The sequence below is a fragment of the Sediminibacterium sp. FW305-C-49 genome (assembly GCF_058231085.1).
In genome coordinates this window covers 1,326,500-1,342,725 of the sequence record NZ_JBIQXS010000001.1, presented here as the reverse complement: position 1 = coordinate 1,342,725, position 16,226 = coordinate 1,326,500, and the positions used below count along the sequence as shown (strand labels likewise).

Below are 16,226 nucleotides of genomic sequence, written 5' to 3'. Positions count from 1 at the left end.
TAATGGCTCAGGGGGATGTATAATATTGACACCAAATATGGTGCCAGTGCTGCATAAAATGGTGAAGATTTAGTGAATTCCCTGTAAAAATCAACGGTACTATGCGGCGAAGTTAAAGCGTCATTTACCGCAGAGAACAAGAGGAAGCAGCATTTACAAAGTGCTTTTTTGACAGAGTCGATGAAATACTATTTATCCTCCCCCAGCAACATATACTTCTTCACCCCATTAATCATCATTTCATCGAGCACATTTACTAAGTTACCATAACTCGATGCCTCTAATGGTCTGATGAGTACAACGGGTTCTGCATCAATACCAAATTCGGTTTTTACCTGTTTAATTTTGGCCAGTAAAACGGCTCTTAATCCTTTACTACTGTAATCTGTTTGCTGAATGGCTTTGTCATTACTGCCTTCATAATAGCGAATGATATTATGGCCATCAAGTAATAAAGAAATGGTTTTTCGTTCGCCTGTAACTGTCGGGTTATCCGTTTCTTTTTCATCGGGCAAGGGCATTACAATACTGGCCGGCTCGCTCAATGCAGTGGTGAAGATGAAAAATGTAATGAGTAGAAAACCCAGGTCTACCATGGGTGTAAGATCTACCCGGGTTGATAATTTTTTGTTGCGGTGCAGTCCTTTACGGTTCCTGCTTTCGGGTGTTTGCATCTCTGCCATAACCAGTCGTTTTGAATGAGATGATTTTATAGCAGTATTCCATACAAGCTATTGCCATTTTAATTCAACCATCACCGGTCTGTGATCCGACGCTACCGGCTCGTTCAATACTTCGGATTGAAGTACCTGTACTTTTTGTGTATGACGAACAAGGATATAATCAATACAACGATCAGGTTCATTGGATGGAAAACTCAACTCATTTGCGCTTACCAATTGAAATGATTGTTGCAGCATTTGCATCATGGTGCTGCCCGGTGTATCATTTAAATCGCCCGCCAATAAAACAGGTTTTTGATACCCTTTCAATTGTTCCTCTATCAGTTTTACTGAACTGATCCTGTCTTTTTCAGTGAGTGAGAAATGCGAACAGAAAACCACATAATCTTTAAACTCCACGATCAGTAATACCCTTGCTTCTTCCGTTCCGGGCAATGGAATTGTGGTCTGGGTTAATGGTTTTTCTTTCGATAAAACACCCACTCCATACTTACCTCCCTGAAAAGCTATAGCAACACCATAACTTGCATACATACCTGTTGTTGCTGCGAGCTCTTTCAACACATCTATACCTTTACTTCTTTGTGTAACACTATCGAGTTCCTGTAAAGCAACAATGGAGGCTTTTGATGCTGTAATTATATTGGCGATGCGTTTGTAGTCGGTAATATTATCCATGCCTTTGGCATTACGGATATTGTAGCTGAGTAGGCGTATGGGTTCTTTGGGAGAAAAGGAGAGTAAAATGAATGAGAGAAGAATTAAAAAAGATGTTCGCATTTATTAGCATGCTTTTTTAACCACGGGGTTACACGGAGTATGGCACGGAGTTTCACAGAGGTGGTAAAATTATTTCTGTGTATTTCTGTGTATTCAGTGGCAATACATAAATGCCACTGAAGACACAGAAATACACAGAATAATATACCGTATGATACTTTCGGTCTTCCGGACTTTCCGACTTTCCAACCTCACTAAAAGCGAGAAAACACTAATTCCCGTACACACTCAAAAACTTAATGCGCATAATTTTCAACTGCTCCCAGGTATACTCATTTTCACTCAACTCCTGCTGTGCAATTTGTAAGGACGAAGTTTCGCAGTTTTTGAAATACTCAATAATTTCTTCCTGGTCGTATTCATCCAGCCATTCGTCGATGGCATAGTCGAGGTTGAGTTTAGTGCCACTGGCGGCGATGGTTTCCATTTCTTCCAGCAGTTCATCGAGTCGCAGGTTTTTATTGCGTGCAATGGTTTCCAGTGGAATTTTCTTATCTACATTCTGGATGATATAGATTTTGTTGTTGGCTTTATTGGCCACACTCTTCATTACAAAATCATCGGGTTTCTCTATCTCATTTTCTTCCACGTATTTGGCCACCATTTCTACAAATGGTTTACCATACTTTAATGCCTTACCCTTGCTTACACCCTGGCATTTTTCCAGTTCCTGTAAAGTAGTAGGATACAGTGTGGCCATATCCTGCAAAGAAGTTTCGAGGAAAATAACAAAGGGGGGCAGGTTTTTACGCTTGGCTTCTTTCTGACGTAATTCTTTGAGCATTTCAAACAATTTGTCATCAGCCGCAGCACCGGCCTGCGTGCCGCCTTCTCCTTCTTCATCATCGGCATTGGCATCTTCAAACAGGTTATTCAATACTATTTTAAAAGACGCAGGTTTCTTCAGGAACTTCTCTCCTTTTTCGGTGAGCTTCAGTAAACCATATTCTTCAATGTCTTTCCTGATCAGGTTTTCCAACATCATCTGCCGAACAAGGCTGTTCCACAAATGAATTTCTTTATCCTTCCCAATCCCAAATACTTCGAGTTGATCGTGACGGAACATACTGATCTGCGGGGTAAGTCTGCCGATGAGTACACTGATCACATAATCTGCCACAAATCTTTCATCCAGGGCTTTAATTGTTTTCAGCACCTGCAGCACTTCTTCTTTTACCTCTATTTTTTCTTTCGGGTTGCGACAGTTATCGCAATTGCCACAATTCTTTTCGCCCCAGTCTTCCCCGAAATAATGCAACAGTATTTTTCTGCGGCATACAGCACTTTCTGCATAAGCCACTGTTTCATCGATCAGTTGACCACCCACTTCTCTTTCACTCAGTGGTTTATCGCGCATGAGATGCTCCAGTTTGGCCACGTCTTTGTGCGAATAATACAATACACAAATACCTTCCAGTCCATCACGCCCCGCTCTGCCTGTTTCCTGGTAATAGTTTTCGATGGATTTGGGAATGTTGAAATGAATCACAAAACGGATATCGGGTTTATCAATACCCATTCCGAATGCAATGGTGGCTACAATTACCTGTACATCTTCATTCAGAAACTGGTCCTGTCTGTCGGCACGTAATTTCTGATCGAGACCCGCATGGTAAGCCACTGCTTTAATATTATTGGCTACCAGCAGTTCGGCCAGCTCTTCTGTTGTTTTGCGGTTGAGGGTATATATGATACCGCTTTTGCCTTTGTGCTGGCTGATGAACTTTACAATATGCTTAACCGTCTGGTCCTTTTTTATTTTGGGCTGAATCTCATAATAGAGATTGGTACGGTTAAAAGAAGAAATAAAAATATTCGGTTCACGCAAACCCAGGTTCTTCACAATATCGCTTTGCACCTTGGGTGTGGCAGTGGCGGTTAAGGCAATAACGGGTACATCGGGGTTAATGATGTCCATCATTTCTCTTAACCTGCGGTATTCGGGTCTGAAATCGTGACCCCATTCTGAAATACAATGCGCTTCATCTACTGCGAAAAAAGAGATCTTGAGATCCGCAAAATATTCGAGGTTTTCCTGTTTGGTCAGGGTTTCGGGTGCCACATACAGCAGTTTGGTTTTACCGCTGTCGAGGTCTTCTTTCACCGCTTTTATCTGTCCTTTATTGAGGGAGGAATTGAGGAAATGTGCCACATCGTCTTTCTCACTATATCCGCGAACCAGGTCGACCTGGTTTTTCATGAGGGCAATAAGGGGCGAAACAATGATGGCGCAACCATCGAGTATCATGGCCGGTAACTGGTAGCAAAGGCTTTTACCGCCACCGGTTGGCATGATGACAAATGTATCTTTACCGCTTAATAAGCTGCGGATCGATTTTTCCTGTGTACCCTTAAACTCTCTGAAGCCAAAATAGGTTTCCAGTGCCCCATGAATATCAAAAGCGGCATCTGCCAGCTTTGTTGTGGTATTCTTTTTGCCTGCGGCGGCAGATTTGGGTGTTGTACCCCTTTTTACCGGGGCTTTCTTTGTGCTTGTTGCCATGTATATACAATCAGTTTACCGCACCGGCGGAACCCTTTATAACCATATAAGTTAATGATTTTACCGGAATTTTCACTTAATATTTGCCAATTGGCCTAAGAGGAAGTGTTTCCGGCGGAACCGGTGCATGGTGGCCCTTCTGAGGAAGCAGCCTGCTTTTTTCAAAAGGATGGCGAAGTTAACGAAGAATAGGCTGATTACATAGAGTTTGCTGTTAAAGTTTACCTTTGTGCCGCATGAAATGAGCCATATCAAAATTTTATACCAACGGAAATATTTATTAGCGAATTCCATGTGACCAATGACAACAGAAGTGAACACATGAAAAAAACGATTGTACAGACGGCTTTAGAAACCATTGAGTTGGAAGCAGCATCCATTGCTGGTCTTTCTGCTTTTATTGGTGATGATTTTGATAAAGCCATTCAGCAAATAGCCCTTTGCAAAGGCAGGATTGTCATCAGCGGGGTAGGCAAAAGTGCCATCGTTGCACAAAAAATTGTGGCCACCTTAAACTCTACCGGAACACCTGCACTTTTTATGCATGCTGCCGATGCCATTCACGGCGATCTGGGCATGGTTCAACAGGATGATATTGTATTACTCATCAGCAAAAGCGGAGAGAGCCCCGAAATAAAAGTATTGGTTCCGCTCATTAAAAATTTCGGTAACGAGCTTATTGGTATGGTGGGTAATACCGACAGCTTCCTCGCAAAATCATCCGATATTGTTTTAAATACCACTGTTAGCCAGGAAGCCTGTCCCAATAACCTGGCACCTACCAGCAGCACCACTGCACAAATGGTGATGGGCGATGTACTGGCGGTATGCCTGATGCAGTTAAATGGTTTTTCCGATCATGACTTTGCGCGATATCATCCCGGAGGTAATCTGGGTAAACGTTTGTACCTGCGTGTAGCCGATCTGTATAAAAACAATGAAGCGCCCAAAGTATTACCCAACACCAATTTAAAACAGGTGATTGTAGAGATCACTGAAAAAAGACTGGGTGTTACTGCCGTTGTAGATGATAAGAACATGGTACTTGGTATCATTACAGATGGCGATCTGAGAAGAATGCTTGAAAAAACAAACGATTTGAGCGCCATTACCGCCACCGATATTTTTTCTCCAAATCCGAAAACAGTTGACCCGGCTATGCTTGCTGTTGAAGCATTGGAAGTGTTGAGAGAAAATAATATCAGTCAGCTCATTGTTGCCGAAAACGGACAGTACATTGGCATAATTCACATACACGATCTGGTAAGAGAAGGGATTATATAAATAAGGAATAAAGAATAAGCAACATCAAATAAGAAAGTACGAGACAAGGATTAAACTATTTTTATTTCGCTGCAGCATAAGCCTGTAATATTGCAGGTCTGAACAGGGGATCAAATTAATTAGGAATGAACAAACATCATTATGTTGCCATCATGGCCGGTGGAATTGGCAGTCGATTCTGGCCCATGAGCAGAACAGCTTATCCAAAACAGTTTCTTGATATTTTACATACCGGCAAATCGTTGTTACAGTGGACCTATGAACGGTATGCCAGTTTTATCCCGAACGAAAATATTTTTATTGTTACATCAGAAGAATATGTACCCATTGTACAGAAACAACTGAAACATTTACCCTTTGAAAATATTGTGGCCGAGCCCAGCCGTAAGAATACAGCGCCCTGTATTGCTTATATTTCATTCAAGCTCCTCCAAAAAGATCCGGAAGCTTCATTGATTGTAGCACCCAGCGATCATATGATTTTAGACAATGAAGCTTTCAGGGCCGTTACGCTTAAAGCACTCGATTTTGTAAGCCATATCAAATCATTGGTAACACTGGGTATTACGCCTACTCATCCCAATACCGGCTATGGCTATATTCAGCACGATAGCATGACTGTTGCAGAAGGCATTTACAAAGTAAAGACCTTCACCGAAAAACCAAATCTGGAATTGGCCAAAACATTCATCAGCAGTGGCGATTTTCTGTGGAACGCGGGCATTTTTGTGTGGCAGGTAAAAAATGTCATCAAAGCATTTGAACAACACCAGCCTGAAATGTTTGAACTATTCGAAGGTATTAAAGAGGCTTACAATACCGGAGAAGAAAAGGCGGCGATCGACCGCATATATCCTTTGTGTACCAATATTTCCATCGATGTAGCCATTATGGAAAAAGCGGAAAATGTATATGTCATCCCTTCTTCATTTGGCTGGAGCGATCTGGGTACCTGGAACAGTGCTTATGATAACCTAGAAAAAGATTATCTGGGTAATGCCGTGGCCAGTGATAATGTGATTGTAATTGATGCCACCAAGTGTATGGTATCGGCACCCAAAGAAAAATTACTGGTATTACAAGGGTTAGACGATTTTATCGTGGTAGACTCAAAAGATGTGTTGCTCATCTGTAAAAAAGAAAAAGAGCAGTCGATCAAAGAATATGTGGCTGAAGTAAAAAGAAACAAAGGCGATAAATATTTATAATAAATTTTAAGCCACAGATTCACAGATTATTGAGACCTAAATCTGTGAATCTGTGGCTTAAATTTCTTCTGCAGAAACCTTCCACAATTTCACTGAAGTTCCCTCATAATCAGTAGATTTGGCATTACCCCATTCTAATAGCAATGCCAGAAAAGAAAACAGTTATCACCGGAACCGGAAGTTATATTCCTCCCCACATTAAAACCAACAGTGATTTTACTGCCCAGGATTTTTATACAGAAGACCATGAACGCATTGTAGCCGCCCCGAATGATATCATTGAAAAATTTCGTGATATTACCGGTATTGAAGAGAGAAGGTATGTAGGAAATGAATTCAATGCTTCAGATATGGCTGTTATTGCTGCCAAGCACGCCATTGAAGATGCCGGTATTGATCCCGAAACACTTGACCAGATTATCGTTGCACATAATTTCGGAAACGTAGTAAAACATACCATTCAAACCGATGTATTACCGGCTCTTGCTTCCCGTGTAAAACAGGCATTGCAGATTCGTAATCCATCCTGTGTGGCCTATGATATTTTGTTTGGTTGTCCGGGCTGGATACAGGGTGTAATTCAGGCCGATGCATATATCAAAGCAGGCATCGCTAAAAAATGTCTTGTTATCGGAACAGAAACACTAAGCCGTGTATTGGATCATTACGACCGCGACAGTATGATTTTCAGCGATGGCGCCGGTGCTTGTATTATTGAAGAAAAGGAAGGCGATAGCGGTATACTTGCTGCCAGTGTGCAAAGTCATTGTATAGATGAAGCCTATTATCTCTACATGGGCAAATCGAATTTGCCGGATTCAGATCCATGTGTACGTTATATAAAAATGAAAGGCAGAAAAGTATATGAGTATGCCATCAAGAATGTACCCGCAGCCATGAAAGACTGCCTCGATAAATGTGACGTGCATGTAACCGAGGTAAAAAAATTCTTCCTGCACCAGGCCAATGAAAAAATGGATGAAGGTTTTATCAAAGTATTGTATAAACTCTATGGCCTCAAAGAAGTACCGCCACATATTATGCCCATGAGTATCCATAAACTGGGTAACAGTTCCGTAGCCACCATTCCTACTTTATACGATCTGGTTAAACGCGGTGTGCTGGATGATCATTCCTTACAAAGCGGCGATATCGTGATGTTTGCATCGGTAGGTGCAGGCATGAACATTAATGCGGTTTGTTACAGGGTATAAGGAAGATGGTTCAAGAATCAAGAACCAGGGAGGAGCATTGCTAGTTGTGAGGCAGACCCGGTAAGCCAAAATAATCTCCACGGGTTTTATCAAGAATAGCTGACAGTTGCTGAAAGTTATGAGCCGATGGTTTCAGGTTCACTTTTTTATCAATAATGCGCCTGTGCTTGTATATAATAAATGTATTTTCGGCTGATGGGTTAATCTTGTTGAGATGTGCTTCTGTTTCTTCATCTGTAAAAGAAGGTACAAAACAAAGTGCCACCTGCTTTATCTGAAGTTCCGCCCCAATTTTTGCCAGTTCTTGTTCCCTATTTTTCCTGTTATATCCATTTTCATTGCCATACACAAAATAGGCTTTCAGGTATTGTTTACGTTTTATACTTTCCTCTTCCAGGAAACTCAACCATTCCTTGACCGCTGGCCAATCTGGTTTATTGCCAACAAAAAATACAATACCATGGTATCGTCCATACTTACAAACCGGACAGGTACGGGATCCTTTATCGGGACCATACGCATGATAAGGTATAAATGAAGGCTGGTCATAACCAACAGGCAAGCCGGATGATACCGTTTCTTTCTTTTTTTTCGGATAATCAGGAATATTCAATCCGAGTATGATATCATGTTCGGCTACTTGCACATCTCCTTTTACGAGTATTCTTACAACTCCACTACCCCCCCTGTTTTCAAGGGGATATTTCTTTTTAAAAGGAATGAGTAACTGATCATCATCAAAAACCAGGTCATCAATATAATATTCATTCAACAGATCGGGTTCTTTCACGAGGAAGTGAATATGCGCAGGAAAAATATCATTCGGGTATGGGGCAGGCCGGATGCTGTAAATAGCATATTGCCCGTTTTCATTTGTTTTCACCCAACCTCGAATGCTCCCATGTCTTTTGGCTCTTTTATCGAGTCCGGCCGTACCAGCATAATAACCCCTGGTATTGGTTTGCCAATAGTAAAGAATGACATTGGCGGCGGGGGTTTTTCCATCCTGTTGAAAAACCGTTCCTGTTATAAGTAATTTTTGTCCGCCCGTATACCAGCCGGCACTTGTATCTATGTGATTCATTACAACCGGCATGGCTGCATACATGATATCGCAATCTTCACAATTTCCGCCCACCCTTTTTGAACTGTTGTTACGCTCCGGGTTATTATTTGCCTGCTGACCCGTACAGGAATTGACGAGGAAGAAAATAAAACAAACGACCAATAAACGATGTTTTGACAGATACATAACAATAAATTTTTGACAAAATTCCTGTTATGCAACTCCTGTAAAAAACCAGATACGCTATCCTGATGAAAAAATAGGTTAACCCGATGACCTGCCGGTCATGGTTTGTCTAAAAGCCTGCACATAATTCCTGCTTAACCTGGTTTCCTGTTCATTCTGTAACAGGATATCATAATCGCCGTTCAGCCTCGACCGGTAAGAAGCTATATAACGGGTATTGATGATGGTAGATTTATGTACCCGCACAAATACTTTCCCGTCGAGTTGTTCCGCAATAGCTCGAAGCGTTGTGACATAGAGGTATTTTTTCTTTTCGGTGTAGATCGCTACATACGGGCTGGCTGAACAGATCATCACAATATCCTCAGTAGCCACTACAACATGATTTTTCCCCTGCTCAATTACCAGTTCTGAAATATGCTTTTTGGTCTGTACCGGTACTGGAGCCGGGGCATTTTTATAAAAAAGATCACGCCTGTAACTCAAAAAAGATACAGTCCCGTAAATGAGCAGGTATTTATACAAGTCGTTGGCAATAGTATAGGTAACTACTTTCTGTAAGCCATACGTATGATCGAACAGGAGATAAGAACCTGCCGTTACTGTTGAGGCATATAATAAAGCATGAACAGTAAATGCGGATACAACAATGAGCGTTGATTGAAGAAAGATTCTACCACGGGTTGAGTCCGGCTTATATTCTCCTTTTTTCCATACATAATAGATAACAGGAATAAACCAGAGCCAAAAAGTATTAAACAAAAAGGATTCCGTCCAGTAATAGCTGTTGTTATTTCTTAAAGAGAGCAATAAATCCTGCAGCATGGCCAGGGCCACCAATGATATGACAGTCAGTAGAAAAATGATCTTCAACTTTCTACTGGCAAAAACATCATTTCCAAAAGCAATGGATGTATACATACAATCAGTTTTATATTAACAACAGCTAATAATAAGCATTATTCAACATATTACTTATCGAATCTTTTCAGGTCGATCTCTATAAAAAAAATATCCTCATACATTCTCCCTTCAGCCCTCTTTTGTCTGGAAAAATACAGACGCTTTTCTTTTTCATGGTAAAAGGGGCAGAATTCTGCGAGTGAAGAATTTATGGTGGGCCCCAGATTTTTTGGTTGCATCCATCTACCATTCTTTTTAAAACTGATATACAAATCCACTTCACCCAAACCTGTTGAGTCTGATGAGAAATAGAGGATATAATCTTCATCAGGAGACACAAATGGATTTGATTCCCTGAATCGTTCCGTGTTTACAGGCAGTCCGATATTTTCCGGTGTCTGATATGATCCATTAATTTTCCTTGAAACATAAATATCAGCATTACCCGCTTTCGCAGGGTTTTCTTTCATAAAATAAATATGTCCCTCTTTGGTAGCTGATGCGTATGATTCTGAAGCGTCGGTGTTGATTATATTACCTAAATGATAAGCAGCCGTCCAGCCATTGCTGGTTTTATCAACCGCCCAGATATCAAAACCAGTTCTGTTGGGACGATCTGGTACGGGACGTGTAGATTGAAACAAAACAGTTTTACCATCCGGACCGAATATCGGATCTATATCTTTCCATTGGGCATCCGCTGTTGAAAAAGAGGCAACCGTGGGTTTTGTCCAACCGCCATTTATTTTATCGGACTGGAGTATCACCAGTGTATCTCTTTTGCCATTCGATTTTACCCATAATGCCGTTTTACCATCGGGTGAAATGGTCAGACCAAATACACCGCCGTCTGATATCACACCCGGCTCAAACATTTGGGCTTCCTGAGCGGAACAATTAAGACAAAGAAAAAATGCTACTACCGATGTACTTATTTTCAGCATACTGCGTTTCATTTTAATAACTGAAAGTATCATCAACAGGTTTGAACAATTTCATAAATCTGGTTAACTGGTTAAATAGCTATTTAATCGTTTTCGTACATTCTTCTCAGTTCCTGATTTAAATCCGGAGCTGAGGGATGGTCATAATTTATCGAAGTTGAAATAAGTTTTCCATCTATTGTATTTAGACTCACCGCTCAACTGCTTTTCATAAATACTATGGTTCCCTGAAATAAGATAAGCCATTATACAGGCGATGGCTGCATATACAGCAATATCAAACCCAAACAATTCAACCGCCATAATGGTACAGGCTATAGGTGTGTTGGTAGCACCCGCAAATACGGCTACAAAGCCTATACCAGCAAGAAGTGACAAGGGTACAGGGATAAGAAGCGACAAAGCATTGCCGAGTAAGGCTCCGATAAAAAACAAGGGCGTTACTTCACCGCCTTTAAACCCTGCAGACAGTGTTACAATCGTGAACAATATTTTGAGTGCAAAATCATAAGCAGGTTGCGGACTTTCAAATGATTCAACAATAGCGGGAATACCTAACCCGATATATTTTGTGGTGCCCATCAACCATATGGCAGCAGCAATAATGATTCCTCCGATCACTGGTCGTAATGGAGGATATGGAATAGTGCTGTTAAAAAGATCGCTGCTCCATTTCATTCCTTTACAAAAAACCATAGCACAAAGTCCAAATGCAATACCTCCAAGTGCTGTGTACAACAAGCTGGTGCCTGTGATACCAGGTATAGATGAAATATGATAATCCACATGCGGTGTTTGCCACAAGCGGGTAACCTGATCGGCCAGTAATGAAGCAGCAGCGGCCGGAATAAATGCCTTGTATTTCAGTTTACCGATACGCAATAATTCAAGACTAAAAACAATACCTGCAAACGGCGTTCCGAATACCGATCCAAAACCGGCTGCAATAGCAGCGATGATCAGTATTTTTCTTTCTTCATCCGATAACCGAAAAGGTTTACTCAACTGATCAGCCATGGCACCCGACATCTGCAATGCCGTTCCTTCTCTTCCTGCCGAGCCTCCGAGTACATGTGTTAGCATGGTACCGATATACACAAAGGGCGCCATGCGGAATGGGATGATTTGTTTAGGCGCATGAATGGTATCAATCAGCAGATTATTTCCTGCTACAACCTCTTTACCATAATAATGATACAATAAGCCGATCAGCAACCCACCTATGGGTAAAAAAACAATGATCCATATATGCGTTTCGCGGAAATGGGTAACCCAATCGAGGGTTTGCAGAAAAAAAGCCGAAGCAGTGCCGGCTGATAGTCCAACAACAAAGCATATGAGCAGCCATCTGAAAAATACTGGCAAAATGGACGTTAGCTGATCCGACTTCATATTCAGTTTAAAAGTAAAGCTTTCTTCTTTCCCTCCTTGCCCCGGATTTAAATCCGGGGCAAGGAGGGAAAGAAGAAATTATTTCAATCTCTCTAACACCCCTTTTCGTTTTACAATATTTTTATAATCCCATTGTATATCACGTGACTTTTTGAGCCACCGTTTTAAATCTTTTTTATTGATCTGGTCCATGGATGTATAACGAATCCCTGCCGACTTAAAACCACCCTCTTTTGGAAGTCCGGGCTCTTCAAAACTTTCACCGCTCCAGAACAATAAGCGTACGCAGTTTTTCAGTTTATCATAACCAACGATTGGATTGCCTTCGAGAAACCATACAGGGTGTGCATGCCATATTTTATGTTCGGCATCGGGCAAATTTTCCATGATCACTTCATATAATAAATCGCAAATGGCTTTGTCCTCCGGCAAGAGTGCTTTGTGGTATTGTTGGGTGTCTTTATGCATGTATCAGGGTTGAGTGTTGGGTTTTACCTTTCTTTTTAATACCAGTGAACTGATGAATGCAACTGCCAGTCCAATGGGTAGTACCTCAAAATAAGTAATCAGCACCACAAAAAAGGGGCTCTTGTACATTTCTTTGAACTGTTTCATCTCTTCCGTTTTTTCAGCAACCACTGTGGCTGAATCGCCGTTTCTCGTACAGGTATTAATGACATGCGAAGCGTATACATCTATAAAATCGGGTACAAACAGGTAATAATAAAACAGCCATACCCCAACATACATGGTTGACCCCAGCAATGCAATCAATGCCCCGGTCTTGAATGCCTTTCCCAATGAAATAACCCCGCCCAGTTCTTTGTTGCGGTAATTTCTGATGCCGAAGAAAGTAAGCGAAAACACCACAATCATGGCTGCATACCCTACAATATCATTGGTCTGCAGATCGGGTTTGGTGTAGAGCAGGTTTACCATATAGATCATATGACCTACGAGAATGGTACCCAGGATAAGACCAAAAATGAGAACGTTCTTTTTCATCGTGTATAATTTTACGCAAATCTATCCGTACACACAAGAGCCGGTCTCATACTAAAGTACCAAAATGGATTCATTCGGTATATTTCATACCAAAGTATGATGCTCCCGCTTTCCCTTCCCTGCCCCGGATTTAAATCCGGGGCAGGGAAGGGAAAGCGGGAGGCATGTATAAAAAATTAAGGGGTAAGTTTTAATCGTTTGGCTTTTTCAATGGCCTGGGTACGGTTTTTCACATCCATTTTAAAGAAGAGGTTCGATACATGTGTTTTTACCGTACTCAGTGAGAGAAATAACTGCTCTGCTATTTCTGCATTACTCAATCCCTTCGATAATTGTTGCAATACTTCGTATTCCCGTGTAGTGAGGTTGAGTTTTTTGAGCTCGACTTCATTCAACACAAATTCTTCGGGTGGGGTTATATACACCTGCTTTTCTACCACAACGGTTTCAACCCTGGGTTTGCTGAGTTGTGATGCCACCCAGATGCCCAATAAAGTAAAAAATACAGCGATCAATCCTACATAAATATCGATTGAATGGTCGGTGACCAGGTATTTCCATTGCATCCACTTTAAAGCAAAAACGAGCAGGGCCATCAATGCGGCATACAAAAAAATGGATTTAGTGGGTTTCCATAAACGCTTGAGAAGTGGCATTGCTGTTATGATCTATCTTCAGTAAGTACCGAAGATAAATAATTCTCAAAAGCGGTCATCATTGTGCAGCTATATCCAGCAAAATATCGCAGAGTTCTTTTGGCCTGCTGAAAAAGGGTGAATGACTGCTGGGCATCCGGTACACTTTTTCACATTTCGTTTCGGTGTACATTTTCTGCTGGATAAAAGGAGTTACAGCCCTGTCTTCTGTGCATTCAATAAAAAAGCGGCGAACAGAACCATAGTTTTCTTCAGTCAACTGCAAAGGGGTAATACCTGTAGCAACGCTTTCATGACTCAGCAGTAGTTTCGCCAATTCTGTGATATCATCAGCACAATCATGATACAAGCCTTCTTTATAAATTGCTGTTTGCAAAGTATGTGAGCCTGTTTCCGGATAACGCGTTACATATGGCTTTAGTACACCTTCAACATCCAGTGCTGAATATTCCGCCTGTGTTTTTCCATTGGGGATAAGATACGCTGCCAGGTAAATCAGTTTTTCAATTTTATGCGGCCGGTATTCTGCGGCCTGTGAAATAACGATACCGTTTTTGCTATGTCCTAACAATATCACTTTATCAGCTGCTTCATCTATCAGTTTGCATAATTTGTCTACAGACATTTGCAGCGTTACTTCATTGATCGGGGTTTTATCTCTGCCCATACCCGGCAGATCAATGGCCATTGCTTTATGACCTTGTTTTTCAAGGATAGGAATGACTTTATGCCAGTTCCAGGCGCTGTGCCAGGAACCATGTACGAGAATAAATGTTTTCATTGTTTGCATCTTATTGTACTGCGAAGATGAAGATGCTTACAATTGTATACAACCCGAAACTTGCTATGTTGCAGACTGTTCTGCTCTTGCACTTTCCCAGCCAATAATAGCAGTCTTGCGTGTGGGGCCCCACATATATCCACCAATCTGTCCGGTTGACTGTATCACACGGTGACAGGGAATCAAATAAGCAACAGGATTACTGCCAATAGCGGTACCAACAGCTCTTGAGGCATTGGTATTGCCTATCTGTTCAGCAATATCTCCGTAAGTGGAAAGTTTTCCCATCGGTATTTTTAATAATGACTCCCAAACCTTGAGTTGAAATTCAGTACCTTTTAAATGTAGTTTTATGTTGGATAATTTTGACCAGTCATGCTGAAAAATGAACAAAGCATTTTGTTGTATGATGTCTAATTTTTGCTGGTAAGTGGCATTGGGAAATTTTTCTTTCAGGTTATTCAATGCATCTGTTTCATCTTCTTCAAATGCCATATAGCATATACCTTTGGATGTGGATGCTATGATAAGGTTACCAAACGGACTCTCCGCATAACTGAAATGAATATGAAGTGCGGCGCCACCGTTTTTGTATTCTGCAGGTGTCATGCCTTCGATATTGATAAAGAGATCATGGAGTCTGCCCGTACCCGACAATCCTATTTCCATGGCGGTATCAACAAGCGTGGCCCGCTGTTCTTTCAGTAATTTTTTGGCATGTTCAGTACTGATGTATTGCAGGAATTTTTTAGGCGTAGTGCCGGCCCATTCACTGAACAGCCTTTGGAAATGAAAAGGGCTTATATGAACCTGCGCTGCCAGTTCTTCGAGGCTGGGTTGCTGCCTGAAATGGGTATTGATGTATTCAATGGCGGCTGCAATGCGGTTATAGTTCAGTTGTTGTTGTTCGTTCATGTAAAGTAATATAGAATGCTAATTTCAGGATTTGTTACCCCTCATACAACCCGAAACTTGCGGAATCTAGAAGCTGGATCATAAAATTCTCTGTGTATTTCTGTGTTCTCAGTGGCATTTAATTGCCACAGAAGGCACAGATGTACACAGAATTTTCTGCTTTTTTCGAATACACTTATTCTCCTTTTCTAACCGCTCTTCTATACTCAGCTCCGGCGAGATCGCTGCGCTTTAGTTCCAGTGTAAATTCTTTCGCCAGGCTGGTCTCCAGGATAATTCTGTAGGGGAATCTTGAAAAATAAGTGGTTGCATTGATTTTTGTCCAGCGGTAATATTTATCTGATAGAATATTTTCCAGGAATTGCTGGTAACAACTATCACAGGTCAGTATCTTTTTTTCTTTGTAACACCTGTTTTTGTTATCGAAAAAAAGAAGGAGATCGAAGTTTTGAACAGAAGAATCGCGCACCAGGTAACTGAGTGTGGTATCTGACTCCTGCAGGAGGATATTTATATTTGAGTTATGCGCTTTTGTTTTCTCGAGTTTCTTTCTGGCTTTTTCTTTAGTCAGATCAATATAGCCCTGTGTGAATGACAGTTGTGCGATGCAAATACCAAAAAACAGCAGGAGAAATTTCATCTTACCTAATTATGTATTATGTAGTTATATCAGGATATTATACTTGGTGATAGTTAGATGTTTGTA

16 protein-coding genes are annotated in these 16,226 nt (G+C 41.2%); 3 read left to right on the top strand and 13 right to left on the bottom strand.

The window, feature by feature from the left end; all coding sequences use genetic code 11:
• Positions 1-188: 188 nt before the first annotated feature.
• The 3 genes from ACH3Z1_RS05565 to recQ all read right to left on the bottom strand — a co-directional run bounded on the left by ACH3Z1_RS05565 (position 189) and on the right by recQ (position 3,966).
• Complete coding sequence (locus tag ACH3Z1_RS05565) at positions 189-683, bottom strand: ExbD/TolR family protein (RefSeq protein ID WP_490820875.1); 495 nt, start codon at positions 681-683, stop codon at positions 189-191.
• 48 nt (positions 684-731) lie between these two features.
• Entirely contained in the window at positions 732-1,463 is a 732-nt protein-coding gene (locus ACH3Z1_RS05560) for an endonuclease/exonuclease/phosphatase family protein (RefSeq protein WP_490820874.1), read from the bottom strand.
• A 211-nt stretch (positions 1,464-1,674) separates the two neighbouring features.
• Entirely contained in the window at positions 1,675-3,966 is a 2,292-nt protein-coding gene (gene recQ / locus ACH3Z1_RS05555; protein ID WP_490820873.1) for a DNA helicase RecQ, read from the bottom strand.
• Between the two features lie 321 nt (positions 3,967-4,287).
• Between recQ and ACH3Z1_RS05550 the strand changes: the two genes are divergently transcribed.
• The 3 genes from ACH3Z1_RS05550 to ACH3Z1_RS05540 all read left to right on the top strand — a co-directional run bounded on the left by ACH3Z1_RS05550 (position 4,288) and on the right by ACH3Z1_RS05540 (position 7,672).
• Entirely contained in the window at positions 4,288-5,250 is a 963-nt protein-coding gene (locus ACH3Z1_RS05550) for a KpsF/GutQ family sugar-phosphate isomerase (RefSeq protein WP_490820872.1), read from the top strand.
• Positions 5,251-5,375: 125 nt separating this feature from the next.
• Entirely contained in the window at positions 5,376-6,458 is a 1,083-nt protein-coding gene (locus tag ACH3Z1_RS05545) for a mannose-1-phosphate guanylyltransferase (protein ID WP_490820871.1), read from the top strand.
• Positions 6,459-6,601: 143 nt separating this feature from the next.
• Positions 6,602-7,672, top strand: a complete 1,071-nt coding sequence (locus ACH3Z1_RS05540; protein WP_490820870.1) for a 3-oxoacyl-ACP synthase III family protein — start codon at positions 6,602-6,604, stop codon at positions 7,670-7,672.
• A gap of 40 nt (positions 7,673-7,712) precedes the next feature.
• Here the strand turns inward: ACH3Z1_RS05540 and ACH3Z1_RS05535 are convergent, their stop codons facing one another.
• From ACH3Z1_RS05535 to ACH3Z1_RS05490, 10 genes are all read right to left on the bottom strand, one after another.
• Positions 7,713-8,924, bottom strand: a complete 1,212-nt coding sequence (locus ACH3Z1_RS05535) for a dioxygenase family protein (protein WP_490820869.1) — start codon at positions 8,922-8,924, stop codon at positions 7,713-7,715.
• A gap of 78 nt (positions 8,925-9,002) precedes the next feature.
• Positions 9,003-9,845 (bottom strand): LytR/AlgR family response regulator transcription factor, encoded by an 843-nt coding sequence (locus tag ACH3Z1_RS05530; RefSeq protein WP_490820868.1) that lies wholly within the window; start codon positions 9,843-9,845, stop codon positions 9,003-9,005.
• 50 nt (positions 9,846-9,895) lie between these two features.
• Positions 9,896-10,804 carry a hypothetical protein gene (locus ACH3Z1_RS05525; protein WP_490820867.1) on the bottom strand — a complete coding sequence of 303 codons (909 nt, stop codon included), beginning with the start codon at positions 10,802-10,804 and terminating at the stop codon, positions 9,896-9,898.
• Positions 10,805-10,912: 108 nt separating this feature from the next.
• Complete coding sequence (locus ACH3Z1_RS05520; protein WP_490820866.1) at positions 10,913-12,136, bottom strand: voltage-gated chloride channel family protein; 1,224 nt, start codon at positions 12,134-12,136, stop codon at positions 10,913-10,915.
• A gap of 105 nt (positions 12,137-12,241) precedes the next feature.
• Complete coding sequence (locus tag ACH3Z1_RS05515; RefSeq protein WP_490820865.1) at positions 12,242-12,631, bottom strand: DUF1801 domain-containing protein; 390 nt, start codon at positions 12,629-12,631, stop codon at positions 12,242-12,244.
• 3 nt (positions 12,632-12,634) lie between these two features.
• Positions 12,635-13,168, bottom strand: coding sequence for a DUF4199 domain-containing protein (locus tag ACH3Z1_RS05510; RefSeq protein WP_490820864.1), 534 nt, complete (start codon positions 13,166-13,168; stop codon positions 12,635-12,637).
• Between the two features lie 176 nt (positions 13,169-13,344).
• Positions 13,345-13,824, bottom strand: a complete 480-nt coding sequence (locus ACH3Z1_RS05505) for a response regulator transcription factor (protein ID WP_490820863.1) — start codon at positions 13,822-13,824, stop codon at positions 13,345-13,347.
• Between the two features lie 58 nt (positions 13,825-13,882).
• Positions 13,883-14,605, bottom strand: coding sequence for an alpha/beta fold hydrolase (locus ACH3Z1_RS05500; RefSeq protein WP_490820862.1), 723 nt, complete (start codon positions 14,603-14,605; stop codon positions 13,883-13,885).
• A 63-nt stretch (positions 14,606-14,668) separates the two neighbouring features.
• The gene (locus ACH3Z1_RS05495; protein WP_490820861.1) at positions 14,669-15,520 is read right to left on the bottom strand and encodes a methylated-DNA--[protein]-cysteine S-methyltransferase; all 852 of its coding nucleotides are present in this window, start codon (positions 15,518-15,520) and stop codon (positions 14,669-14,671) included.
• A gap of 175 nt (positions 15,521-15,695) precedes the next feature.
• A complete protein-coding gene (locus tag ACH3Z1_RS05490; RefSeq protein WP_490820860.1) occupies positions 15,696-16,160 on the bottom strand; it encodes a hypothetical protein in 465 nt (154 codons plus the stop codon).
• Between the last annotated feature and the right edge of the window lie 66 nt (positions 16,161-16,226).